The organism is Celeribacter ethanolicus (assembly GCF_002407265.1).
In the GTDB taxonomy this organism is placed as follows: domain Bacteria; phylum Pseudomonadota; class Alphaproteobacteria; order Rhodobacterales; family Rhodobacteraceae; genus Celeribacter; species Celeribacter ethanolicus.
In genome coordinates this window covers 1096605-1120698 of record NZ_CP022196.1, presented here as the reverse complement: position 1 = coordinate 1120698, position 24094 = coordinate 1096605, and the positions used below count along the sequence as shown (strand labels likewise).

Here is a 24094-nt window from a genome sequence, read left to right as displayed (position 1 = left end):
GTCTTATCCTACAAGAGCATGCTGGGGTTTGCGGGGACGGGTGCGCCCGGAGGCTTGGCTGACCAGATCGGTCGGATCGAGGATGAGCGCGATCTGCCCGTCGCCGAGGATGGTGGCAGCGGCGATGCCCGGGACACGTCCGTAGCTGCCTTCGAGCCCCTTGATGACGACCTGACGCTGGTCTTCGATCGCATCCACTGCGAGGGCTGCGCGGTTGCCGTCTTCCTGCCCGATCAGGAGGACGATGCCGCCGACATAGCTTTCCTGCGGCGGGCGATAGCCAAGCTCCGCGCCGAGATCGAGCAGCGGGACGAAACCGCCGCGGATCTGTACCACATGGGTCTCCGGGCCGAGCGCCTTGACGTCGTCGTCGGTGAGGGTGAGCGTTTCGAGAATGGCATTGAGCGGCACGACCAGGGTTTCGTCGGCAACGCGCACGACCATGCCGTCGAGCACGGCCAATGTCAGCGGCAGGGAAATTGAGAAGGTCGTGCCCTTGCCTTCCTGCGAGGTGATCGCAATGCGCCCCCCCAGCGCCTGGATGGAGCTTTTGACCACATCCATGCCGACCCCGCGCCCGGAGAGGTTCGAGATTTCCTGCGCCGTGGAAAAGCCGGGCAGGAACAGAAGGTTGTCGATGTCGCCATCGCTGAGTTGCGCTTCGGCGGGGATGAGACCCTTTTCGATGGCTTTCGCCTTGACGCGTTCGCGGTTGATCCCGGCGCCGTCGTCGCTCACTTCGATGACGATGCGCCCGGAGCGGTGTTGTGCCGTCAGTGTGACGTGACCTTCGCGGGATTTATCCACTGCAAGGCGTTTCTCGGGGCTTTCCAAGCCATGGTCCACGGCATTGCGGATCATATGGGTGAGGGGGTCGGCGAGGCGCTCGATGACGGTCTTGTCGACTTCGGTGTTCTCGCCGTCGGTGTGTAGGCGCACCTCCTTGCCGACCGAAGCCGAGGATTCGCGGACGATCCGGCCCATGCGCTGGAACAGGGACTTGATCGGCTGGGCGCGGATCATCATCACCGATTCCTGAATGTCACGGGTCAGTTGCAGGAATTCCTCGAGCCCGGTGGACACCGGAGAGTTCGGCGGCAGGCCGGCTTCGGTGACAGATTGGCTGAGCATGGCCTGATTGATCACCAATTCCCCCACAAGGTTCACCAGACGGTCGATGCGCTCAAGATCCACGCGCACGGTGGCGCGCGGCTGCGTCGGTGTGCCGGTCGTCTTGGTCGGGGTGGTGCCTTCGGACGTGGTTGTGGCCGAGCTCTTCACGGGCGCGGGGGAGGCTTCTTCCTGCGGTGCTTCGGGCTTGGGGGCGGCTGTGACAGGTGCATCGTTCGGCGTGGCAGTGGACGCGGGGTCGGGGGCCGGTCGGGCTGCGACGGGTTCCGGTTGTACGAGAGGCGGCAGGGGAGGGAGGGCAGGTACGACAGCGACGGATGCAGGGGAGGGCGCCACGGGCGCTGCCGCCAGCGGTGTGATGTCGAGCTGGCACAGACCGTCAACGAACTCGAACACTTCGCGTACGGTCTGTTCGCTTTCCTCGGTATGCACCGTGAGTGTCCATGACAGATGTCCGATGTCGGGATCTATCGAGTCCAGAAGCGGCAGAGAGGCCGCATGGCAGGTTACGGCGAGATCGCCGAGGTCACGCAGGGCGCGGAACAGGTAGAGCGGTTCGTTGCCAGAGATGTAAAGGGCCGGTTCGGGCTTGAAGAAGACGGTGAACCCCTTGCTGGCCACCAGCGGTTCGGTGGCCTCCTCTGAGGAACTCAGATCCAAGGGGGATTCGTCGGCTCCGGCCATGGGCAGGTCGGACAGGTCCGGCAAATTCGGCAGGCCTGCATCGCCCCCGAAATCCAGAGACAAATCCAGTGACAGGGTGGCAGGGGTAAAATCGAGTTCCTCTTCGGATTCTTCTTCGACGCCGACGAGATTTTCGAGCTTTTCCAGCACCGGATCGGTCACCTCGGAGGACACCGCGTCATCGTCGCGGGCGGCCCGCACGAGATCGCCCAGCACATCGGCGCAGGTGAAGAACAGGCGGATCGCCTCGCCATCCGGCTGGAAGCGCCCGGCGCGGACTTCATCCATCGCGGTTTCGAAGCGATGCGCGAAATGCACGAGGTCGTCGAGCCCGAAAGCTCCCGCGCCGCCCTTGATCGAATGCACGGCGCGGAACACGATATTGATCGTTTCCGGATCTGTGTCGCCGTCATCCATCAGTTGGAGACCATCCTGGAGGCTTTCCAGGAGTTCCTCGCATTCGATAAAGAAGGAGGCGCGGATTTCTGCCATCGGGTCGGACATGGGAACCTCTTAACCAGCCACCATTTGGAGGGCTTTGACGAGTTTGGCGGGGTCGAACGGTTTGACGATCCAGCCGGTGGCACCGGCGGCACGGGCCTTGGCCTTGAGCTCGTCGGCGCTTTCCGTGGTCAGCACGAGGATCGGGATGCGGCTCCATTTGTCCTCGGAGCGTACGGCGTCGATGAAACCGAACCCGTCCATGCGTGGCATGTTGATGTCGGTGATGATCACGTCGGGCTCGATGTCCTCGAGCACTTCGAGACCGTGAATGCCGTCTTCGGCGAGATGGGCGGTAAAGCCCGCCGATGACAGTGCGAGATTGAGCATATCGCGCATGGTGCGGCTGTCGTCGACAGCGAGAACTTCCAGACTCATGTCCAGGCCTCCGGTTGGGTCAGGGTTTCGGGGGTAAAGCCAAAGAGGCCAAGCATGTCGATGCAGTTGTCGGAGGCATGGGCGAGACGCGTGATCTTGCCCTGCGCCGCCCGGGTCCTGACCGCGGAGAGGAGCACCTGAAGTGGCAGGGTGCCGAGATGCCGGACATTGCCGGCGTCGATCACCAGCATGTCGTCGGCAATGGCGGTGAGCTCTGCCATCAGGGGAGCCACGGATTGATAATCGAGCCGGTCGTGGAGTTGCACATGTGTGGTCATGTGCGCACACCTTCATTACGGCAGGGGTGAGACATCTCAAATTTCCCTTACAACTGCGGTCACGAGATCTTGTGTAAGGGCAAGGGAGTTAAAACGAGGTTACGTGGCTCGATTTTTATGGAAACCGAAAATTCCCCTGTCTCAGCCTAGAGGGGGCTTGATAAATATATTTTATGTCAATGAATTACGGGTAGATGTTGTGCATATGCGAGGCGCATCCGGTGAGCGCCGCATAGTCGTCTTCGATCACGGAGACGGAAAAATTCTTCATGAAACCGGCAAAGCGTCCCTTGTCGCGAAACGCGTCGTCAAAGCCGAAGCGATCGAGGTAAGGCGCGATGTGACGGGCCACGCCGCCGACAAGGTAAATGCCGCCGAACGGCAGTTGGATGAGTGCGAGGTTTCCGGCCACTGTGCCGAGCATATGGACGAAAAGCCGGGCGGCCTCGGTGGCGATGGCATCCTCGCCGCTCTCAACGGCGGCCATGATGTCGGCGGCGGATTTCTCGCGCGGGGTCCCGGCCTCGGTGCCGAGGAACAGGTAGGTGCGTTCGAGGCCACGGCCCGAAAGCACGTCCTCAATGGCGGGAAAGCCATGTGCGGTTTCAACGAATTCACAGAGTTTGAGCTCATGCGGGGTGCGGATCGGAAGGTTGGCGTGACCGCTTTCGGAGGGGGCGACGAAACGACCGGTTTCGGTCTCGAACACCGGCGAGGCGTTGAATCCGGTGCCGATGCCGATCACCAGACGCACCGCCTGCGAGGGCGCGGCTGGGGCCTCGATCACCGGGCGGATGTTGTCCGGTGCGATCAGGCCCAAAGCATGGCCCTGCGCTTGCAAGTCGTTGAGAATGGAGACATGTTCGGCCCGTGTGGCGCGGTGCAGCGTGTCGCGGTCGATGGTCCAGTCGAGATTGGTCATCGTGCCGACCCCGTCGCGCACCGGGCCGGCGAGCGCCACGCAGGCGCCCTTGCAATCCACGCCGCCCTCATCCTCGACATATTGCCGCAAGACGCTTTCGAGTCCCGGAAACTTGCGGTTCGAATAGCGCCGGATCGTCTCCGGCAACAGGCTTACGCCGTCGGCCAGCGCCACACGGGTGTTGGTCCCGCCGATATCGGCCACGAGGGTGAGAGTGTCGGCGGGGTGCTGCGGCATGGGTCAGGTCCGTTCCAGAAGGGCTTTCAACATGTGATACGAGGCTTTGGGGGTGCGTTTCAATGTTTCAAAGTCCACATGCACGATCCCGAAGCGCCTTTCATAGCCGAAGGCCCATTCGTAATTGTCCAGAAGCGACCAGTAGAAGAAGCCCTTGAGGTTGACACCGGCCGCAATGGCACGCTGCATCGCCGCCATATGGTCACGGATAAAGCCGCAGCGTTCAGGGTCGTTCACGACACCGTTTCGCACATGATCGTCCCAAGCCATGCCGTTTTCCGTGACCATCATCGGCAGGTCGCCGACATAGCTTTCCTTGAGCCGCAGGAGCAGCGCCTCAAGGCCTTCGGGGCAAATCTCCCAGCCCATCTGCGTCGTCGCCAGATGGCCCGCGGCCGGGGCGGTCGAGGGCCAGGGGCTTTCGGCGTCATGAGCCACCAGATTGCGGGTGTAATAATTGATGCCGAGCCAGTCGATGGGCCGCGAGATCGCCTTGAGATCCTCCTGCCAGTCGCGCGGCAGATACGGCTCGAGCCCTTCGAGCGCCTCTGTCGGGTAACGCCCCTTGGCGATGGCTTCGATGAACCAGCGATTGTGGGTGGCGTCTTGTGTGGCGGCGGCCCGAATGTCCCTGGGGTCATCCGTGGCAGGCTGGGTATGTTCGAAATTCAGCACGATGCCGAGGTTGTTGCGGCCATGGCCACGCAGGCGGGCGACGGCTTCGGCATGAGCCTTGAGCACATAATGCATGGAACGCGCGGCGGCGCGGATGTTGCGCAGCCCGGGCGCGTGATGGCCCAGAAGATGCGACAGGTAGGAAACGCACCACGGCTCGTTGATCGTGGCATAGCTGGCAACCCGGTCGCCGATCCGGTCGTCGATCACCTCGACAAAATCGCCGAACCAGCGGGCAATCGACGGGTTGGTCCAGCCGCCCAGGTCCGAGAGCGCCGAGGGCAATTCCCAGTGATAGAGCGTGACATGCGGCTCCATCCCGCGCTCGAGGATCGCATCGGTGAGGCGGTCGTAATAGTCGAGCCCTTCACGGTTCACGGCACCCCGGCCCTCGGGGATCACCCGTGCCCAGCTCGTGGAGAACCGGTAGGCGTCGAAATTGCCGGCCTTGAGAATGTCCAGATCTTCCTCGTAGCGATGATACTGGTCGCAGGCCAGCGCGCCATCCTCGGCCCGCAGCACGTTGCCCGGTGTGGCAGCGAATGTGTCCCAGTGGCAGGAGCCCGCCCCGCCGAATTTGTGGCCTTCGACCTGATAGGCGGCGGTGGCGGCGCCGAACAGGAAGCCGTCGGGGAAATCGTTCCGGGTGAGCGAGGCGATCGAGGTCATCAGGGGCTCCATCTGTGAAGGGCTGGATGCGCTTATAGCGAGAAGGTGCGGCTTCGGGCAAGCTCAAAGCGCTTTGAGTTTTTGAGCTAACAGCGCCGCTGTCGGCACGCCATGATTTGGCGCAAGGATCCTGCGGTTATCGGGGGGCGGGGCCGGTGGTGTGGCCGATGATCAGATCGGCATCGAGCAATTCGTGGCGCGGCGGGCGCTCGGGGTGGGCGATCTGTTCGAGCAGCATCTCCGCGCAAATCCGCCCGGCCAGCCGCACGGAAGACCGTGTCGCGGTGTAGATCGGTTCGGAGCTGCCGTTGCGCATATAGGACAGTTCGTCGTCATGCACGATCAGCGAGACGTCCTTGCCGATGGTGAGTTTGAGCGTGTCGAGCGCTCGGCGCACGCCATAGCCGATGATGATCGAGGAGGTCAGAAGTGCGGTCGCCGGATCGGGCCGGTTCAGCACGTTCATCGCGGCGACATAGCCGAATTCCTCGGTCATCTCTGCGCTGTGGCAGAGGCTCGGATCCTCCTCGATCCCGGCGGCGTCGAGGGCTGCGCGATAGCCTTCGCGGCGTTTGGCGGCGAAGTCCATCGTCTCCAGCCCGTTCAGGAGGCCGATCCGCCGGTGCCCCAGGTCAATGAGAAATTTCGTTGCCCGCTCGAAGGCGCGCTGGTTGTTCATATCGACCCAGGCATAGTCGTTTTCATCGGCGCTGCCGGACCGTCCATGCACGACAAACGGCATGCCGATGTCGCGTAACAGTTTGATTCTGGGATCGTCTGCCTTGGGGCCATGCACGATTACCCCATCGACCGAGCCCTTGGCCGCGATCTTCCGATAGGCGTCGGCCTCGCCGCTGTCGGGCACCACGGTCAACAACATGTCGATGTTCTCGCGCGAGTAGATCTCCGACGCGCCGGCGATGAAGTCGGCGAACACCGGGTTGACCATCTCATGGCCCTTGGAGAGCGGGATGATATGGCCGACGGCATGGTTGCGCCCGGTCGCGAGGCCCCGGGCACGGGGGTTCGGGGCGTAATTGTGCTTGCGCGCCGCTTTCATCACCTTTTGCCGCGTCACCTCGGAGACCTCGGGGTATCCGTTCAGGGCGCGGGAGACCGTCGTCTGGGACAGGCCGAGCAGGGTTGAAAGCTCTTTGAGGTTCATGTGATCCCCGTTGGTGAAATGGCGTCGTGCGAGCCACGCAGGCGTCACATGGGCCCGGATGTGCGCGGATGACCCGTTGCGTGGTGTTTCGCCACGCTAGACCGAGCGCGGGGCGGAGGTAAAGACGCGAGTTTCGGACCATGTCACGCCGGGGCGTTTCTCGGGAGCGCTTCTGGGCCGCGTTTCTGTCGTCCGGGCCGGTGCGATGCCGATGCGAGGCCTGTGCGATCCTTGCGGAATGACGTTGCGGAAGTCGTGCGGCATCTCTCCCGCGCCGTGAAGCCTGCCTTGATCCGTGTCATTGACACGGGGGCGGGCTTGCGACAGGGTGTGGGCGTCAAAGCGCTTTGATCCTGTGGGAAGTGATTGATTTTCGGGCTGGTAGCGCTAAGATTTCCTCACCCGTGTCCGGGTCTGAAAACTGGGAGGTTTTACATGAAAAAGACACTTATGACCGGCGCTGCGACGCTCGCCCTGACGACAGTCGGCTTGGCTGGAGGCGCGCAGGCACAGGATCTGACCATTGCCGGTCCGTGGATCGGCGCCGACCAGGAGATGGTCGAGAAGGTTCTGGAGCTTTTCGAAGAACAAAGTGGTCTCGATGTCGCCTATGTCGGCTCCGACAGTTTTGAACAGCAGATCGTGATCGACGCCGAAGCGGGCTCCGCGCCGAACATCGCCGTCTTTCCGCAGCCGGGTCTGGCCTCCGACATGGCGAAGCGCGGCTTCCTGACGCCGCTGGGCGCCGACGTGGAAAACTGGGTGCGCGACAATTACGCTGCCGGTCAGTCCTGGGTCGATCTCGGCACGTCTGTGGGGCCCGACGGAAACCCGGCGCTTTACGGCTTCTTCTACAAGGTCGATCTGAAATCCCTCGTCTGGTACGTGCCGGAAAACTTCGAGGATGCGGGTTATGAGGTCCCGACCTCGATGGAAGAACTGAAAGCGCTCACCGAACAGATCGTTGCCGATGGCGAGACGCCCTGGTGTATCGGTCTGGGGTCCGGGGCCGCGACCGGCTGGCCGGCAACCGACTGGGTCGAGGACATGATGCTGCGCACGCAGCCGCCCGAAGTCTATGACGGCTGGGTCGACAACAGCGTGAAATTCGACGACCCGCGCGTGGTCGCTGCGATCGAGGAATTCGGCTGGTTCGCCCGCAACGACGCCTTCGTCTCCGGTGGGGCTTCCGCGGTGGCCTCGACCGACTTCCGCGACAGCCCGAAAGGTCTCTTCACCTCGCCGCCGCAATGCTACCTGCACCGTATGGCGTCGTTCATCCCGGCCTATTTCCCGGAAGGCACCGTCGAGGGGGAAGATGTCGATTTCTTCTACTTCCCGTCCTATGCGGAAAAAGATCTCGGCAATCCGGTCTTGGGCGCGGGCACGCTCTGGGCGATCACCAACGACAGCCCGGCGGCGCATCAGTTTATCGAATTCCTCGAAACGCCTGAGGCGCATGAGGTCTGGATGTCGCAAAAAGGCTTCCTGACCCCGCATAAAGGCGTCGATGCGTCGAAATTCGGCGATCCGGCGACTGCTGCGATGAACGAGATCCTGCTCGGCGCGACCACCTTCCGCTTCGACGGTTCCGACCTGATGCCGGGCGGCGTGGGCGCAGGCTCCTTCTGGACCGGTATGGTCGATTACGCCGGTGGCAAATCCGCCGAGGATGTCGCCAAGTCGATCCAGGCCTCCTGGGATGCGCTGAAATAATCTGCGTCTAAGCCCAAAAGGCTCTCCGGCCCTTCGGGGCCGGGGACTTTCACGTCCGCGCCGCTCAAGATGGCCCCCGGTTCGGGGAGAAACGATCAGGCGGGGAGGGCGGGTCCGGTCAGGAGACCGCGGCGCGACAGATCGAAGGGGAGAGAGACAATGCATCCGGCTTTTCAGGGTCTTCTGACCATCGCCATCGGCGTCGGCGCCTGTATCGGCTATTTCTATTTTTCCAACATCATTCTCGACAAGGTGATCTTTCCGGCCCGTGGTCCGCATGCCGGGCGCAACATCAACCGGGCGAATCTTGTCCGTCCGTGGCTGTTCCTGCTGCCGGGGCTGTTGGCACTTGGGCTGTACCTGGCCTATCCGGTGGTCGAGACGCTCAGGCTGTCTCTCACCGACCGCGATCTCGGCGGCGCCTATGTCGGGCTCGAGAATTACCGCAAAATGTCCGGCGATCCGAAATTCTGGGAGGCGATGCGCAACAACGCATTCTGGCTTTTGGTGGTGCCTGCGATGTCCACCGCTTTCGGGCTTTTGGTGGCGCAGCTCACCGACCGAATTCGTTGGGGTTCAATCGCCAAGTCCTTGATTTTCATGCCGATGGCGATTTCCTTTGTTGGCGCGGCGGTGATCTGGAAACTCGTGTACGACGCCCGGCCTCTGGGCACGGAACAGATCGGCATTCTGAACGCGATCTACCTTGGCCTCGGGGGGGCGGAGCCGATCAACTGGCTGACCCTGCCGTTCTGGAACAACTTCTTTCTCATGGTGGTGCTGATCTGGATTCAGACCGGGTTCGCCATGGTGATCCTTTCGGCGGCGCTCAGAGGCGTGCCGGAGGAAACCATCGAGGCGGCCATCGTCGACGGCGCCAACCCGTTCCAGATCTTCTTCCGCATCAAGGTGCCGCAGATCATGGGCACCATCGTCGTGGTCTGGACCACGATCACCATCACCGTGCTGAAAATCTTCGACATCGTCTTCGCCATGACCAACGGGCAATGGGAGACGCAGGTTTTGGCCAATTACATGTACGACCAACTCTTCCGCGCCCGTGACTGGGGCGTTGGCTCGGCGGCGGCCATGGTGATCATGCTCTTGGTGACGCCGATCCTGGTCTGGAACGTCTACAACGCACGCAAAGAGATGAAGTGAGGGCAGGACCATGGACAATATTGCCGGCAAGAAACCCGCGCTGATCTGGGCCACGCATATTTCGGTCGCTCTGCTCGTCTTTCTCTGGCTGTTCCCGACGGTCGGGCTGTTCGTTTCGTCCTTCCGCACGGCCGATCAGATCTCCGGTTCCGGCTGGTGGAAGGCGCTGTTCCCGCAGGTGCAGAACACGATGATCCGCACCGCGGCACCCGAGACGCAGCAACAGATCGACGGCAAATATGTCATCGCGGGCAATCTCTTCGCGGAAGAGGGCGACAAGCCCGGCACGATTTCGGTCTGGGGCACGTCTTCACGCGCCATCGACGCCTACAAGGCCGGGGAGACCGCCGATCTGGGCGAAGACGGTCTGCTGACAGTCGAGGAAAACGGCGATTACCGGCTGGTCGGGGAGACGCAATATTCCGGCTCGCGCGGTGAGCGGGTGTTCCTCACCGCCAGGACACCGCCCAGCTTCACGCTGGAGAACTACCGCACCGTGCTGTTCTCCGGCAAGGCCACGGACAAGATGGGCAAGGCCTTCATCAACACCTTTACCGTGACGATCCCGGCGACTGTCATTCCGATCCTGATCGCGGCTTTCGCGGCCTATGCTTTGGCGTGGATGGATTTCCGGGGCCGCGCATTTCTGATTGCGGTGATCGTCGGGCTTCTCGTGGTGCCGCTGCAACTGGCGCTGATTCCGCTTCTGTCCTTCCATGGCGCGGTGGTCGAATGGTTCGTAGACCTGATGGGCACACCTGATCCGGCCAATGCGCGCCGCTTCCTGACGGTTGGCTCTCTGGGTCAGATGCTGGGCTTTGCGCCGGGCGATACGATCAATTCCAAGGGTTATCTGGGCGTCTGGGCGGCGCATACCGGGTTCGGTCTGCCGCTTGCGATCTATCTTTTGCGCAATTACATGGTCGGCCTTCCGAAGGACATCATCGAAAACGCCCGCGTCGACGGCGCGACGGATTTCCAGATTTTCACGAAAATCATCCTGCCGCTTTCCTTCCCGGCGCTCGCCTCCTTCGCGATCTTCCAGTTCCTCTGGACTTGGAACGACCTTCTTGTGGCGCTGGTTTTCCTGATCGACAGTTCGGGCGAGACCACCGTGATGACGCGCCAGATCGTCGAGCTTCTGGGCACCCGGGGCGGCAACTGGGAAATCCTCGCGACCGCAGCCTTCGTGTCGATCTCCGTGCCGCTGGCCGTCTTCTTCTTCATGCAGAAATACCTCGTGCGCGGCCTTCTGGCCGGGTCCGTCAAGTGACACGCACGACATAACAAAAGAGCAAAATCATGAACGCATCCTCTTCCTCCCCCAAAGGGTTCACCCGTGATAAGGACTGGTGGCGCGGCGCCGTCATCTATCAGATCTACCCGCGCTCGTTTCAGGACAGCAACGGCGACGGGGTCGGCGATCTTCTGGGCATCGTGAACCGCCTGCCGTATATCGCCTCGCTCGGTGTCGATGCGATCTGGATTTCGCCTTTCTTCACCTCGCCGATGAAGGATTTCGGCTACGATGTGTCGGACTATTGCGATGTCGATCCGATGTTCGGCACTTTGGCCGATTTCGACGCGGTGATCGACACGGCGCACAGCCTGGGTGTTAAGGTGATGATCGACCTCGTTCTGTCGCACACCTCGGATCAACACCCGTGGTTCGCGGAAAGCCGGTCGTCGAAGGACAATGCCAAATCGAACTGGTATGTCTGGGCCGATGCCAAACCAGACGGCACGCCGCCGAACAACTGGCTGTCGATCTTCGGCGGCTCCGGTTGGCAATGGGACGCCGGGCGGATGCAGTATTACCTGCACAATTTCCTCGTCGAGCAACCCGACCTGAACTTCCACGAACCGGAGGTGCAGGAGGCGCTACTCGATGTGGCGCGGTTCTGGCTGCAACGTGGCGTCGACGGGTTCCGTCTTGATACCATCAACTTCTACACCCATGATGCGGAGTTGCGTGACAACCCGCCGTTGCCGCCCGAAGCGCGGCAGGCGAAGACCGCGCCGGCGGTGAACCCCTACACATGGCAGGATCACATCTATGATAAATCCCGACCGGAAAACCTTGAGTTCCTGCGCAAGCTGCGGGCGGTGATGGAGCCGTTCAATGCGGCTGCGGTGGGCGAAGTCGGAGACGATCAGCGTGGTCTTGAAATCCTCGGCGAATACACCCGTGGCGATGACCTCATGCATATGTGCTACGCCTTCGAGCTGTTGTCCGGCGACACGCCGACGCCCGGCTATGTCAAGGAGGTGATGGACAAGGTGGCCGAGGTGGCTTCCGACGGCTGGGCCTGCTGGGCCTATTCCAACCACGACGTGGTGCGGCACATGTCGCGCTGGCATCTCGACCCGATGGGGGCGCGTGCTTTTACCACGCTGATGATGTGCCTGCGCGGCTCGACCTGTATCTATGAGGGCGAGGAGCTTGGCCTCACCGAGGCGGATGTTGCGTTCGAGGATCTGCAAGACCCTTATGGCATCCGCTTCTGGCCGGAGTTCAAAGGCCGCGACGGGTGTCGCACGCCGATGGTCTGGGATCAGACCCAGCATCACGGCGGCTTCTCCGAGGCGCCGCGCACCTGGTTGCCGGTCAGCCCCGATCACCTGTCGTTGTCCGTGGCGCAGTCCGAATACGACCCGGGCTCGATCCTGCATCACTACCGTCGCGCGATTGCCTTCCGTCACGCCCATCCGGCGCTCAAAAGTGGCGAGATGGTCGACATGAAGGTGCAGGGGGCCTGCCTGACCTTCACCCGCAAGAGTGCGGAGGAAGAGTTGCTCTGCGTTTTCAATCTGTCCGATCAGCCCGCAACGCTCGACGCGCCCGGGGGGAACTGGCATCATGTCGGCAGCGAATTGAATTCGGCCTCTCCGATGGAAGACGGCAAGCTGCATCTGGGGCCGTGGCAACCGGCGCTGATGCTGCGTGAGACATCGGGACAAGACCCGGAACAGGAATAAGAGCGCGAGGGGAGAGAGTTATGGCCGATCTGAAACTGGAACATGTCTCGAAGGTCTACGGCGGTAAGGTCGAAGTCCTCAAGGACATCAATCTCGACATCGCGACCGGGGAATTGATCGTCTTTGTTGGCCCGTCGGGCTGTGGCAAATCCACGCTTTTGCGGATGATCGCGGGGCTGGAGAAAATCTCCGGCGGCACGCTCGAGATCGACGGCGTTCTGGTCAACGACGTGCCGCCCGCGCAACGCGGGATCGCCATGGTCTTCCAGTCCTATGCGCTCTACCCGCATATGACCGTCTACGACAACATGGCCTTCTCCCTCAAACTCGCCAAGAAATCGAAGGCCGAGATCAAGGAGGCGGTGATGCGCGCCGCCCATATCCTTCAGCTCGAAGACTACCTCGACCGTCTGCCCAAGGCGCTTTCGGGCGGTCAGCGCCAACGTGTCGCCATCGGTCGGGCCATTGTGCGCGACCCGAAGGTCTATCTCTTCGATGAACCGCTCTCGAATCTCGATGCTGCGCTCCGTGTCGCCACCCGGCTTGAGATTGCCCAGCTCAAGGAAAGCATGCCCGAGAGCACGATGATCTACGTGACCCACGATCAGGTCGAGGCGATGACCTTGGCCGACCGCATCGTGGTGCTCGCGAACAAAGGTATCGCCCAGGTCGGTAGCCCGCTCGATCTCTACGAGCGCCCGGACAATGAATTCGTGGCGCAGTTCATTGGCTCGCCTGCGATGAACCTTTTGGCGGGCGAGATCATCGAGACCGGCGCGATGACCCGGGTGAAACTCGACGGCGAGGGCATCGCCACCTCCGCGATCCCGACGGTGGAGGCCGACATGGGCCGTCGCGTCAACATCGGCGTGCGCCCCGAAGACATGCACCTCGCGGAAGGCGAAGCGATCCTCGACGGCGTGGTCGATGTGGTGGAGGCTCTGGGCGAGGTGACGCTTCTGTATTTCGTGGCCGAGCGTGGCAACGATCCGATCATTGCCAAACTGCCGGGCATTCACGCGGGGCTCAAGGGACAGACCGTGAGGCTTTCCGCCCCGCCGGAAAAGGTGCATCTCTTTGCCGACGGGCTGTCGATGCGTCCGAAAGGGTGAACCCTGTGAGCTAAATGGGCCGCCTTTGGGCGGCCTTATTTCTGCTTTGCAGATGTTTTGCGAACCGACACTTGGGTGCCGCCCTGACGTTTGATCTCGAAACCGTTGAGTTTCTCGACCAGTGTCACGAATTTCGTATGCCCATAGTTGCGGGGATCGAAATCAGGCTTTGTTGCGCGTATGGCGTTGCCGATCTGACTGAGCGTATACCAATCGCTCTCCTGTTCGATCTTGTCCATCGCCCGCTCGATGAGGCGCTTGGGGCTTTCCTGTTTGACCGGCGCTACGCGTTTGGTGGTCTCTATCTCGGGTTGAAGAGACTTCACTGTGCTGGATGTGCTGTCGGAAGAGGACAGGTTTTCGGCACGGATAAACCGTTTGCAGGCATTGACGAATGCGGCGGGTGTCTTTTCCTCACCAATGCCGAAGACATCCAGCCCCTGTTCCCGGATGCGGCTTGCCAGGCGGGTAAAGTCGCTGTCCGAAGACACAAGGACGAAACCGCTCACAAGACCGGAATGTAAAATGTCCATGGCGTCGATCACCAAGGCGATGTCCGAGGCGTTCTTTCCGGTGGTGTTGGCGAAGTGTTGGTGAGCGACAATGGCGAGAGAGGCCAGCACGTCCTGTTTCCACCCTTGTGGACAGCCCCCGCTGAAATCCCCGTAAATCCGGCGAATGCTGGCCTCGCCCAAGGAAGAAACTTCCTCGAAAATGGCCGTCGCATATCGGGCGGGCATATTGTCCGCGTCGATCAGGACGGCAAGACGTGGCAGTGAAGTGCTTGTGCTCATTCGGCTATCTCAATGGAATCTGGTTAACGATATTGGTTCAAACAGGGTTAGCCTTAGTTTGGAAATCGGGCGTAACTATGGCCTGTCGCGCCCGCGACGTCGCGCCCCATGATACGCCCCTATGAAATCCTTTCAACGGGCCGGGCAGGGTGATATTCAATCTTCGAAATATATGTTTGAAGGCCAGAGCCCATGTCCCAGACCCCGCCCCGCATCATGCCGAAACCTTTCAATGCGCCCCCCAAAGGGCTCTGGCGCGCCACGCCGCCCGCGATCTTTCCGCCGATCATGGGGCTGATGGGCCTCGGGCTGGCCTGGCGCAATGCGGCCAAGGTGATCCCCGGCGCCCCCGCCTGGATCGGGGAAATGTTGCTAGGGGCCTTCTCTTTGCTCTATCTCTTCGCGCTTCTGACCTATGTCGCCAAAGTCGTCCGCCGTCCCGCCGTGATGGCCGAAGATCTGCGCATTCTGCCGGGGCGGGCGGGGCTTGCCGCAGGCGCCGACACCGGCTTTCTCTTCGCCGCGGCCCTCGTGCCCTATTCGGCCTCCCTTGCGAAAACCGTTCTGGTGCTTTCGCTCATGGCACTGACCGTCGTGGCGCTGCTGATCCTGCGGTCCTTCGCGCTTGGCCCTGCCGAGCAGCGCAGGGTGACTCCCGCATGGCATTTGTCTTTCGTCGGTTACATCCTCGCGCCGCTTTCCGCCGTGCCGCTGGGCTGGATCGGCCTGTCGCAGTTCATCTATATGACCACCCTGCCGATCGCTCTGGCGATCTGGCTGATCTCCGTGCTTCAGGTGCTCAAGGCCGATGTGCCCGCGCCGCTGCGTCCGCTTCTGGCGATCCATATTGCGCCGCTCTCGCTCTTCGGCATCGTCTCGGTCCTGTTGGGCTATAATTCCGCCGCGGCGGGCTTTGGACTGATCGCCATCACCCTTCTGGTGATCGGCATTCTCGGCACGCCCTATCTGATCAAGGCAGGGTTCTCCGCGCTCTGGGGCGCCTTCACTTTTCCGCTCGCGGCCTTTGCCAATCTGATGTTTGCCGTGGCTTCCGTCTCGCCGGGCGCGTTCCGTCTGATCGGCGGGCTCGAACTGGTCGCGGCCACGCTGATCATCGTCTATATCGCCTCGAAGATCATGCAGATCTGGATGCGGGGCAAGCTGTCCAAGGCCACCAACGCCGCGACGGTCTGACGTTTCCTTTGCTGCCAAAACCTCGAAAAAGGGCTGCCTCCGAGGGGAGCGCGGCCCTAAATCTTGCGGGGCATCGCTGTAAAACCCACAAAACGCCCTTTCCATTGTGGGGTATCCGTGCAATAGGGACGTGCCAAACCGTATCCCCCATGGAGAGACCCGATGGAGATTCGCGAGGCGCTTACCTTCGATGACGTATTGCTTGTTCCGGCCGCATCTACCGTGCTGCCGTCCACAGCCGATACCAGGACCTATGTCACCAAATCCATTCAGCTGAACATCCCGCTTTTGTCGTCGGCGATGGACACCGTGACCGAAGCCCGCATGGCTATCGCCATGGCGCAGGCCGGGGGCATCGGGGTGATCCACAAGAACCTCAACATCGAGCAGCAGTCTATCGAAGTGCGCCGGGTCAAACGGTTCGAGAGCGGCATCGTCTACAATCCGGTGACGCTGACCGCGAACCAGACCATCGCCGATGCCAAGGCCCTTTGTGCCCAGTACAATTTCACCGGCTTCCCGGTGATCGACGCGGATCGTCGCATCGTCGGTATCGTCACCAACCGCGACATGCGCTTTGCCACTTCGGACGGCACGCCGGTCTCTCAGGTGATGACCACGGACAATCTCGCGATCCTTCAGGAACCCGCCGACCGTGACGAGGCGATCTCGCTGATGAAAGCGCGCCGGATCGAGAAACTTCTGGTCGTCGACAAGGACAACCGCCTCACCGGCCTTCTGACCCTCAAGGACACCGAGCAAAGCGTGCTGAACCCCTCGGCCAGCAAGGACGCGCTCGGGCGTCTCCGGGTCGCAGCAGCGACGGGCGTGGGCGATGCGGGGTTCGAGCGCTCCGAGGCGCTGGTCGATGCGGGCGTCGACATTATCGTCATCGACACGGCGCATGGCCATTCGGCGGGGGTGATCGAGGCGGTTGCACGGGCCAAGAAGATCTTCGGCGACAAGGTGCAGATCATCGCGGGCAACGTCGCAACTGGCTCTGCGACCAAGGCACTGATCGACGCGGGTGCGGATGCGGTCAAGGTCGGCATCGGGCCGGGGTCGATTTGTACGACCCGCATGGTCGCAGGCGTCGGCGTGCCGCAGCTCACCGCCATCATGGATTGCGCCAAGGCGGCGGGCGATGTGCCGATCATCGCCGATGGCGGCATCAAATTCTCCGGCGATTTCTCGAAAGCCATCGCGGCGGGCGCTTCCGTCGCCATGGTCGGCTCGATGATTGCGGGCACGGACGAGTCTCCGGGCGAGGTGATCCTCTATCAGGGCCGCTCGTTCAAATCCTATCGTGGCATGGGGTCGCTGGGCGCCATGGCGCGCGGCTCGGCGGATCGCTATTTCCAGAAAGACGCAGCCTCCGACAAGCTCGTGCCCGAAGGCATCGAGGGGCAGGTGCCCTATAAAGGCCCGGTCGCAACCGTGTTGCACCAGATGGTCGGGGGGCTCCGCGCCTCCATGGGCTATACCGGCTGCGCCACCGTGGCCGAGATGCGCAAAAACTGCGAGTTCGTGAAGATCACCGGCTCGGGTCTCAAGGAAAGCCACGTCCACGACGTACAGATCACCCGTGAAAGCCCGAACTACCGCATCGGTTGAGGCTTCGAGACGACAGGATTGCAAGGCGCCACGGAATGAACCGTGGCGCTTTTTCATTTTCTGCACCGCAGCTTCGTGACGCTGTGGCAAATTGATATTCCGCTGGTTTTATGATCTAATATCGACATGGCCATGGTGCCGGACTCACTCGCCCGTCGAAAGCGTGTCACATGCGCTTTGCGCGAGAGGGGCAGAATTGCCTTTTCCGCCCATGGTTCTGGGAAGAGGAGGGGAACATGTTGCATTCGGGACTTCGGAAAATCGCGCGTTGGGGGACGCTGTGGGGGACGGTGAGCCTTGCCTGTCTTGCTCTGCCGCTGGCCGGGGGGGCACAGGATCTTGATGCTCCCGCGCTGAAGGCCGCCGCGGAGGCGGGCGACATGGTCGCGGCGCGGCAGCTCGGCAGTGCGCTGCTCTGGGGCTATGGCGGTGTCGATCAGGATGTCGAGGCCGCGACGCTTTTGCTGACACATGCCGCCGAAGCGGGGGATGCCAAGGCGCAATCGACGCTCGGGCAGGCCTATCTTTGGGGCACGCCGCTGGCCAAGGATCTCGCCGAGGCCGACCGCCTCCTGAGCGCCGCCGCAGCCTTGGGCGATGCCAGTGCGATGCGGGTGCTGGGGCAACAGTTGATCGGCGGTTGGGTCATGCCGCAGGACATTGAGCGTGGCCTGCCTCTGCTCGAAGGTGCGGCGGCGCAGGGCGATGTTCCGGCCAAGATCGCGCTCGGGGAATTCTATCTCTATGGCAAGCCTCTGGCGAAAGACTGGACACGCGCCGAGGCGCTGTTCGAAGAGGCTGCCGCCGCGGGGGACGGCTCCGGCCTTGCGGCCTATGGCGCGATGCTGATGTGGAGTGAAAAGGACTGGAGGACCGCCGAGGCCGATCTCATCCGGGCCGGAGAGATGGGCGAGGGCGGGGCGTGGGTCACGCTCGCGGAAGGGGCGATGTACGGCTATCTCGGAGCGGATTCGCGCGGCAAGTTCGACGGGTTCGCCGACAAGGCGCGGGCGGCGGGCGAGGAACGCATCGCGGTTCTCGAGTCGCAGCGTGCGACCTGGGGGATTTCCATGGAAGCCAGCGGCCCGAAAGCTCTGGCCGAGCTGGAAACCGCTGCGGAGGATGGCAATGTCACCGCTCTTCTGAACCTGATTTCGCTGCAACGCGACGGCAATCGCTACAACATCCGCAAGGACCCGGCAGGCGCTCTGGCATCGCTTGAGGCCCATGGTGATCTGTTGAGTGCCGAGCAGCGGACGCAATACGCTCTGACGATCGAGGCCGCGACCCATCGCATGAAACAGGATCTGCCGAAGATGGCGGCCAGGATCGAGGCGGCCGTTGCGGAAACTCCCGGCCTGATGACCGACTGGTTTGGCAAGGAGCTCTACAAGGCCAATCCGAACCTCGCGATCTATATGTTGCAGGCCGATCTCAAGGCCCAGGGGCTTTATGGCGGGGCGCAGGATGGCTATGCCGGACCGCGCACGCTCAAGGGGCTCTACAAGATGTGCAAAGCTTTGCCGGGCGAAGAGAATTGCGGCGACCGGGTGCTCGATGCCGGGTTGATCGGCAAGCTTCTGGCCCGTTAGGCGGCCTGTGACTGCGCGTTGATTGTCGGGCAGGGGCGGTGTAGGTCTGGGGAGAGGGATCGTGTCCGATCCGCAACCGGAGCCCTGAATGACCCCTGCCGCCCGACTGTCCGCCGCCATCGAATGTCTCGACGATGTGCTCGCCGGTGAGAATGCCGAGCGCGTGCTCACCAACTGGGCGCGCGGGCATCGGTTCGCCGGGTCCAAGGACCGCGCCGCGATCCGGGATCATGTCTTCGACGCGTTGCGCTGCAAACGGTCCTATGGCTGGCTTGGTGGGGCGGGCGAGGTGCGCCCCTCCGGGCGTCAGTTGATGATCGGCGCGCTTCGGGCACAGGGTGCCGATCCCGATACGCTGTTTTGTGACGACCGTTTCGCACCGCGCCCTTTGACCGACGAGGAACGCACGGCCCCTCCGGCGCTCGACGCGGCGCCGCGGGGTGTGCGTCTCGATTGCCCCGACTGGCTTTTGCCGCTCTATGATGAAACGCTGGGCGCGGATGCAGAGGCCGCGCTCGCCCTCCTGCGTCAGCGTTCCGATGTCTTCCTGCGCGTCAATATCCGCAAATCCACACTGAGCTATGCGCTCGAACTTCTGGCCGACGACGGCATCGAGGCGGTGCCGCATCCGCTCTCCGAAACCGCCCTGAAAGTCACCCGTGGTGCGCGTGCCGTTGCCCGCTCGCAGGCCTATCTCACCGGCGTCGTGGAATTGCAGGACGCAGGCTCGCAGGCGATCATCGACGGCTTGCCTCTGGAAGACGGCATGGCGGTTCTGGACTATTGCGCGGGGGGCGGTGGCAAGAGCCTTGCCATGGGCGCGCGCGCCGCGCTGAACCTCACGGCGCATGACGTCGACCCCGCGCGGATGCAGGACATCGCCCCGCGCGCCTCCCGGGCGGGGATCACGGTTCAGACCGCGCGCAAAGCCGATCTCGCCGCCGCCTACGATCTGGTGCTCTGCGACGTGCCCTGTTCCGGTTCCGGCGCGTTTTCCCGCAGCCCGCAGGGCAAATGGGCTCTGACCCAGGCCCGGCTCGACCGGCTGGTCGCACTTCAGGCCGAGATTCTCGCGGAAGTCGCCCCGCGTGTGTGCCCGGGAGGCGTGCTGGCCTATGCGACCTGTTCGTTGTTCGAGATGGAAAATGCAGCTCAGGTCGCGGGGTTTCTGGCGCGCCATGCCGCATTCGAGCCGATCCGTCAAAGGCAGATCAGCCCGCTGGAGGGCGGCGACGGTTTCTATTTCGCGACTCTGCGCCGCCTGAACTGACGCAAAACGCAACTTTTTATCTGACGTGTAAAATTCTTATCGGATACAACTTTACCGATAGTTATTCGCGTTTTATCCTCGTTTTGTGCTGCCGATTAAAGAGCCGTTAACCAAATCACCGCAAAACTCGGCCAGGATCCGTCAGGATCGGCCAAAATCGGGCCAAAATCGGCAAGACATCGGGGACATCCCGTGGGACAGTGCTCTGGATTGCGTATTGCGCAACCGGTTCGGCGCGTCACCCGGGAAAGAAACGCAAAGGGGAACAGGTGTTCAGCACCAGCATGACCGCAGGGCCATTGTCGAAACAGGCCGAACGGATCGCACCTTACAGCATGGGGCTTGCTCTGGGCGGGCTGGCACTTTGTGTCGGAGCCTTGATCCTGCCGGTCCCGCAACTCGGTCTCATCCTGTTCAGTGGCGGCGCCGCATTGCTTTGGGCCGCACTTCTGGTGCGGGTCCTCAACCACCGCCGGCATGTGGCGCGCAACCGTCTCAACATGGCGCTGGCCGAATTTGTCGCCAATGACGCCGCACCCTCTTTCACCACCGATCTGAATGGGGTGATCGGCTATGAAAACCGGGCCGCGATCGAACGGTTCGGCGGGCGCGGTGGCCAGACGCTGCTCCACGCCCTCGAAGAGGTCTTTGCGGCCCCCGGCGCGACGCTCAGCCGGCTGCAATCGCGGGCGCTGGCCAAAGGGGCGGCGCGCGAGGACGTGGTGATGCGCCACGGTCATATGCGCCTCTCGGTGCATCTGATTGGCGAAAGCGGTTTCCTGTGGCGGCTCGAGGACATGGCCGAACGCGGTGGCGCGTTCGATGGCGACGCGATCTCCCTGCCGATGGTCACCCTGTCGAAGAACAACACGGTGCTGTTTCTGAACGAACCGATGCGGCGCCTGATCGGGCATCGCGAAAAGGCGCTGGACCGGGTGGTGACCGACTTGCCGATCCGTCCGGGGGATGTCCATGTCCTGGCGGGTGTCGAGGGGCGGATCCATGCCCGCGTCGCGCAATATGAACGCTCGGGAACGGGACGTAAGGAATTGTATTTCCTTCCGGAAACGACTCCGAGTCTCGGCGCATGGGAGGCCTTGGACGCGTTGCCGGTCGCACTTTTGAAAGTGGCAGTGGACGGGCGTATCCTGCAATCCAACCGCCCCGCGCGGGAGCTTCTGGCGATCCCGTCGCATGACCGTCTGAGTCTTGGCGATCTGGTGGAGGGGCTGGGGCGACCGGTGCAGGACTGGGTCTCGGATGTGGCCATGGGGCGGGCGCGCAAGCCCGAGTTCGTGCGGGCCTCGCGCCCGCAAAGCGATACCTTCCTGCAAATTTCTCTCAACCGCGTCGAAGGCAAGGGAGAAGGCAAGAAGGACCAGATCGAACTGATCGCCGTGCTCTCTGATGCGACGGAGTTGAAATCGCTCGAGGCGCAATTCGTGCAATCGCAAAAGATGCAGGCCATCGGCCAGCTCGCGGGTGGTGTAGCACATGATTTCAACAATCTTTTGACTGCAATATCAGGGCATTGCGATCTGTTGCTGTTGCGTCATGATAAGGCCGATCCGGACTATGGCGATCTCGTGCAGATTCATCAGAACGCCAACCGGGCCGCGTCTCTGGTCGGACAGCTTCTGGCGTTTTCGCGCAAGCAGACGCTCAAGCCCGAGGTGATCGACCTGCGCGATACGCTGTCCGATCTGACCCATCTTCTGAACCGTCTGGTGGGCGAAAAGGTCAGCCTGTCGCTCGACCATGACGCCGGGCTCCTGCCGATCCGGGTCGACAAGCGCCAGCTCGAGCAGGTGATCATGAACCTTGTGGTTAACGCCCGCGACGCCATGCCGTTGGGCGGCGAGATCAAGATCGAGACCCGCAACGAGGTGCTCCGGGACGCGTTTACCCGCGACCGGGCGACGATTCCGCCGGGGGAATATGTCGTGGTGACCGTGTCGGATCAGGGCGTCGGCATCCCGCCGGACCGGCTGCAGAAAGTGTTCGAACCGTTTTACACCACGAAGCGGACGGGTGAAGGCACTGGGCTTGGGTTGTCGACCGCTTATGGCATCATCAAGCAGACCGGCGGTTTCATTTTCGTCGACAGCATGGTGGGCAGCGGCACGGCCTTCACCATTTTCCTGCCGGCGCATACGGCGCGGGCCGAGGCAGTGGTCGAGGCGGCGAACAAGCCGGTTGCGGAGGCGCATCCGACCTCCGAGCGGGGCTCCGGCGTGATCCTTCTGGTGGAGGACGAGGCGCCGGTGCGGGCCTTTGCGTCTCGCGCGTTGCGTCTGCGCGGTTATACGGTGATCGAGGCGGAGAATGCCGAGGAGGCGCTCGAAACGCTGGAGGACGAGAGCCTGCATATCGACGTTTTCGTGTCCGACGTGATCATGCCGGGGATGGACGGGCCGAGCTGGGTCTCCGAGGCGCTGAAACACCGTCCGGGTGTAAAGGTGGTCTTCGTCTCCGGCTATGCGGAAGATCATTTCTCTGAACAGCAATCGCGCATTCCGAATTCGACCTTCCTGCCGAAACCGTTTTCCTTGTCGGAACTGACCGCGACCGTGCAGGCACAGTTTCACTGAAAATCGTGTCTTTTCAATGTGTTTCGGGGGTGTCCTTGCGGAAGGGCATAATTTTTGCACGCCCAGGTCTTTTGATAACCTGTCGTTAACCGATTCCAGATCAAAGTGATTTCCATAAATTTAAGTTGAAATGTTCTCTTTTTGTGCTCATAAAGATAAGTGAGAACAAGAGGCGAACAAGGTTCCGCTCAGAGCAGTCCTCAGCCCCGCGACGTTTCCGCGATGGACGCTTTTTGACGGGTGTGAGATAAGGGATTGAACAGATGGCAACGGCGACCAGAGACGTAGAAAAAAACATGGCAAAGAACGACAAGCAGAACGGGGACAAGCAGAAGGCGCTCGAAAGCGCGCTGGCGCAGATCGAACGTCAATTCGGCAAAGGGTCGATCATGAAACTCGGCGCCGACAACCCGGTGCAGGAGATCGAAGCGACCTCCACGGGTTCTCTGGGGCTCGATATTGCGCTCGGCATCGGCGGCATTCCGAAAGGCCGTATCGTCGAGATCTACGGCCCGGAATCCTCGGGGAAAACCACGCTGACCCTGCATTGCGTCGCCGAGGAACAGAAAAAGGGCGGCGTTTGCGCGTTCGTCGATGCCGAACATGCGCTCGATCCGATCTATGCCAAGAAACTCGGCGTCGACCTCGACGAGCTGCTGATTTCCCAGCCCGACACCGGCGAGCAGGCGCTCGAGATCGTCGACACCTTGGTGCGCTCCGGGGCCGTGTCGCTGGTCGTGGTCGACTCGGTGGCCGCTCTGACGCCGAAATCCGAGCTTGAAGGCGACATGGGCGACAGCTCCGTGGGGGTTCAGGCCCGTCTGATGTCGCAGGCGATGCGTAAGCTGACCGGCTCGATCAGCCGCTCGAAATGCACCGTGATTTTCATCAACCAGATCCGCATGAAAATCGGCGTGATGTTCGGTTCGCCCGAAACCACCACCGGCGGCAACGCGCTGAAGTTCTACTCCTCCGTGCGCATGGACATCCGCCGCATCGGAGCGATCAAGGACCGCGACGAGGTGGTCGGCAACGAGACTCGCGTGAAAATCGTGAAAAACAAGGTCGCGCCGCCGTTCAAACAGGTCGAATTCGACATCATGTATGGCGAAGGCATCTCGAAAACCGGCGAGCTTTTGGACCTCGGCGTCAAGGCGGGCGTGGTCGATAAATCCGGCGCGTGGTTCTCTTACGGCGACGAGCGCATCGGGCAGGGCCGGGAGAATGCGAAACGCTATCTCAAGGACAACCCGCAGACCGCGCTGGAGATCGAGGACAAGATCCGCGCCGCCCACGGGCTCGATTTCGACATGGGCGACGGGTTCGAGCATGATGACATGATCGACGACGACGAATAATTCGTCCGACCGTCCTAGGATTTCAGGGCCGAAGCCATGAGGGTTTCGGCCCTTTTCCGTTTGGCGCTTATGG

General features: G+C 62.0%; 18 protein-coding genes. 11 read left to right on the top strand and 7 right to left on the bottom strand.

The genetic code is table 11. From position 1 onward, the window contains the following. Positions 1 to 3 precede the first annotated feature (3 nt). From CEW89_RS05400 to CEW89_RS05375, 6 genes are all read right to left on the bottom strand, one after another. Positions 4 to 2319, bottom strand: coding sequence for a chemotaxis protein CheA (locus CEW89_RS05400; RefSeq protein WP_096805188.1), 2316 nt, complete (start codon positions 2317 to 2319; stop codon positions 4 to 6). A 9-nt stretch (positions 2320 to 2328) separates the two neighbouring features. Beyond that, positions 2329 to 2694, bottom strand: a complete 366-nt coding sequence (locus tag CEW89_RS05395) for a response regulator (RefSeq protein ID WP_066704896.1) — start codon at positions 2692 to 2694, stop codon at positions 2329 to 2331. Further along, entirely contained in the window at positions 2691 to 2972 is a 282-nt protein-coding gene (locus CEW89_RS05390; protein ID WP_096805187.1) for an STAS domain-containing protein, read from the bottom strand. The genes CEW89_RS05395 and CEW89_RS05390 overlap by 4 nt, the downstream gene beginning before the upstream one ends. A gap of 184 nt (positions 2973 to 3156) precedes the next feature. Continuing rightward, on the bottom strand, positions 3157 to 4131 hold the full coding sequence (locus tag CEW89_RS05385) for a glucokinase (protein ID WP_096805186.1): 975 nt from the start codon (positions 4129 to 4131) through the stop codon (positions 3157 to 3159). 3 nt (positions 4132 to 4134) lie between these two features. Then, a complete protein-coding gene (locus tag CEW89_RS05380) occupies positions 4135 to 5475 on the bottom strand; it encodes a GH1 family beta-glucosidase (RefSeq protein ID WP_096805185.1) in 1341 nt (446 codons plus the stop codon). A 136-nt stretch (positions 5476 to 5611) separates the two neighbouring features. Beyond that, the gene (locus tag CEW89_RS05375) at positions 5612 to 6640 is read right to left on the bottom strand and encodes a substrate-binding domain-containing protein (protein WP_096805184.1); all 1029 of its coding nucleotides are present in this window, start codon (positions 6638 to 6640) and stop codon (positions 5612 to 5614) included. Between the two features lie 435 nt (positions 6641 to 7075). On the opposite strand from CEW89_RS05375, the gene CEW89_RS05370 reads away from it, so the two are divergent. From CEW89_RS05370 to CEW89_RS05350, 5 genes are all read left to right on the top strand, one after another. Further along, positions 7076 to 8356: an ABC transporter substrate-binding protein gene (locus CEW89_RS05370; protein WP_066704906.1), complete on the top strand. Its 1281-nt coding sequence runs from the start codon at positions 7076 to 7078 to the stop codon at positions 8354 to 8356. A gap of 159 nt (positions 8357 to 8515) precedes the next feature. After that, complete coding sequence (locus CEW89_RS05365) at positions 8516 to 9517, top strand: carbohydrate ABC transporter permease (protein ID WP_096805183.1); 1002 nt, start codon at positions 8516 to 8518, stop codon at positions 9515 to 9517. Between the two features lie 10 nt (positions 9518 to 9527). Next, positions 9528 to 10790: a carbohydrate ABC transporter permease gene (locus tag CEW89_RS05360; protein WP_096805182.1), complete on the top strand. Its 1263-nt coding sequence runs from the start codon at positions 9528 to 9530 to the stop codon at positions 10788 to 10790. A 29-nt stretch (positions 10791 to 10819) separates the two neighbouring features. Beyond that, complete coding sequence (locus tag CEW89_RS05355; RefSeq protein WP_096805181.1) at positions 10820 to 12496, top strand: alpha-glucosidase; 1677 nt, start codon at positions 10820 to 10822, stop codon at positions 12494 to 12496. A 20-nt stretch (positions 12497 to 12516) separates the two neighbouring features. Further along, positions 12517 to 13608, top strand: coding sequence for an ABC transporter ATP-binding protein (locus CEW89_RS05350; RefSeq protein ID WP_096805180.1), 1092 nt, complete (start codon positions 12517 to 12519; stop codon positions 13606 to 13608). A gap of 35 nt (positions 13609 to 13643) precedes the next feature. Here the strand turns inward: CEW89_RS05350 and CEW89_RS05345 are convergent, their stop codons facing one another. Further along, complete coding sequence (locus tag CEW89_RS05345; RefSeq protein ID WP_096805179.1) at positions 13644 to 14402, bottom strand: NYN domain-containing protein; 759 nt, start codon at positions 14400 to 14402, stop codon at positions 13644 to 13646. A gap of 192 nt (positions 14403 to 14594) precedes the next feature. Between CEW89_RS05345 and CEW89_RS05340 the strand changes: the two genes are divergently transcribed. From CEW89_RS05340 to recA, 6 genes are all read left to right on the top strand, one after another. After that, positions 14595 to 15596, top strand: a complete 1002-nt coding sequence (locus CEW89_RS05340) for a TDT family transporter (protein WP_096805178.1) — start codon at positions 14595 to 14597, stop codon at positions 15594 to 15596. Positions 15597 to 15758: 162 nt separating this feature from the next. Next, complete coding sequence (guaB, locus tag CEW89_RS05335; RefSeq protein WP_096805177.1) at positions 15759 to 17210, top strand: IMP dehydrogenase; 1452 nt, start codon at positions 15759 to 15761, stop codon at positions 17208 to 17210. A gap of 236 nt (positions 17211 to 17446) precedes the next feature. Then, the gene (locus CEW89_RS05330; RefSeq protein WP_096805176.1) at positions 17447 to 18802 is read left to right on the top strand and encodes a tetratricopeptide repeat protein; all 1356 of its coding nucleotides are present in this window, start codon (positions 17447 to 17449) and stop codon (positions 18800 to 18802) included. Positions 18803 to 18890: 88 nt separating this feature from the next. Continuing rightward, positions 18891 to 20072 carry an RsmB/NOP family class I SAM-dependent RNA methyltransferase gene (locus CEW89_RS05325; RefSeq protein ID WP_096805175.1) on the top strand — a complete coding sequence of 394 codons (1182 nt, stop codon included), beginning with the start codon at positions 18891 to 18893 and terminating at the stop codon, positions 20070 to 20072. A 284-nt stretch (positions 20073 to 20356) separates the two neighbouring features. Continuing rightward, positions 20357 to 22663 carry an ATP-binding protein gene (locus CEW89_RS05320; protein WP_096807135.1) on the top strand — a complete coding sequence of 769 codons (2307 nt, stop codon included), beginning with the start codon at positions 20357 to 20359 and terminating at the stop codon, positions 22661 to 22663. Between the two features lie 296 nt (positions 22664 to 22959). Beyond that, a complete protein-coding gene (gene recA / locus CEW89_RS05315) occupies positions 22960 to 24021 on the top strand; it encodes a recombinase RecA (RefSeq protein ID WP_238379714.1) in 1062 nt (353 codons plus the stop codon). Positions 24022 to 24094 lie beyond the last annotated feature (73 nt).

What these genes read in the sequence shown, in the direction of transcription:
- CEW89_RS05355 (WP_096805181.1), top strand. Translation starts at nt 10,820, where the DNA reads ATGAACGCATCCTCTTCCTCCCCCAAAGGGTTCACCCGTGATAAGGAC.
- CEW89_RS05390 (WP_096805187.1), bottom strand. Translation starts at nt 2,972, where the DNA reads ATGACCACACATGTGCAACTCCACGACCGGCTCGATTATCAATCCGTG.
- recA (WP_238379714.1), top strand. Translation starts at nt 22,960, where the DNA reads ATGGCAAAGAACGACAAGCAGAACGGGGACAAGCAGAAGGCGCTCGAA.
- guaB (WP_096805177.1), top strand. Translation starts at nt 15,759, where the DNA reads ATGGAGATTCGCGAGGCGCTTACCTTCGATGACGTATTGCTTGTTCCG.
- CEW89_RS05325 (WP_096805175.1), top strand. Translation starts at nt 18,891, where the DNA reads ATGACCCCTGCCGCCCGACTGTCCGCCGCCATCGAATGTCTCGACGAT.
- CEW89_RS05350 (WP_096805180.1), top strand. Translation starts at nt 12,517, where the DNA reads ATGGCCGATCTGAAACTGGAACATGTCTCGAAGGTCTACGGCGGTAAG.
- CEW89_RS05320 (WP_096807135.1), top strand. Translation starts at nt 20,357, where the DNA reads ATGACCGCAGGGCCATTGTCGAAACAGGCCGAACGGATCGCACCTTAC.
- CEW89_RS05370 (WP_066704906.1), top strand. Translation starts at nt 7,076, where the DNA reads ATGAAAAAGACACTTATGACCGGCGCTGCGACGCTCGCCCTGACGACA.
- CEW89_RS05330 (WP_096805176.1), top strand. Translation starts at nt 17,447, where the DNA reads ATGTTGCATTCGGGACTTCGGAAAATCGCGCGTTGGGGGACGCTGTGG.
- CEW89_RS05365 (WP_096805183.1), top strand. Translation starts at nt 8,516, where the DNA reads ATGCATCCGGCTTTTCAGGGTCTTCTGACCATCGCCATCGGCGTCGGC.
- CEW89_RS05375 (WP_096805184.1), bottom strand. Translation starts at nt 6,640, where the DNA reads ATGAACCTCAAAGAGCTTTCAACCCTGCTCGGCCTGTCCCAGACGACG.
- CEW89_RS05340 (WP_096805178.1), top strand. Translation starts at nt 14,595, where the DNA reads ATGTCCCAGACCCCGCCCCGCATCATGCCGAAACCTTTCAATGCGCCC.
- CEW89_RS05345 (WP_096805179.1), bottom strand. Translation starts at nt 14,402, where the DNA reads ATGAGCACAAGCACTTCACTGCCACGTCTTGCCGTCCTGATCGACGCG.
- CEW89_RS05395 (WP_066704896.1), bottom strand. Translation starts at nt 2,694, where the DNA reads ATGAGTCTGGAAGTTCTCGCTGTCGACGACAGCCGCACCATGCGCGAT.
- CEW89_RS05385 (WP_096805186.1), bottom strand. Translation starts at nt 4,131, where the DNA reads ATGCCGCAGCACCCCGCCGACACTCTCACCCTCGTGGCCGATATCGGC.
- CEW89_RS05360 (WP_096805182.1), top strand. Translation starts at nt 9,528, where the DNA reads ATGGACAATATTGCCGGCAAGAAACCCGCGCTGATCTGGGCCACGCAT.
- CEW89_RS05400 (WP_096805188.1), bottom strand. Translation starts at nt 2,319, where the DNA reads ATGTCCGACCCGATGGCAGAAATCCGCGCCTCCTTCTTTATCGAATGC.
- CEW89_RS05380 (WP_096805185.1), bottom strand. Translation starts at nt 5,475, where the DNA reads ATGACCTCGATCGCCTCGCTCACCCGGAACGATTTCCCCGACGGCTTC.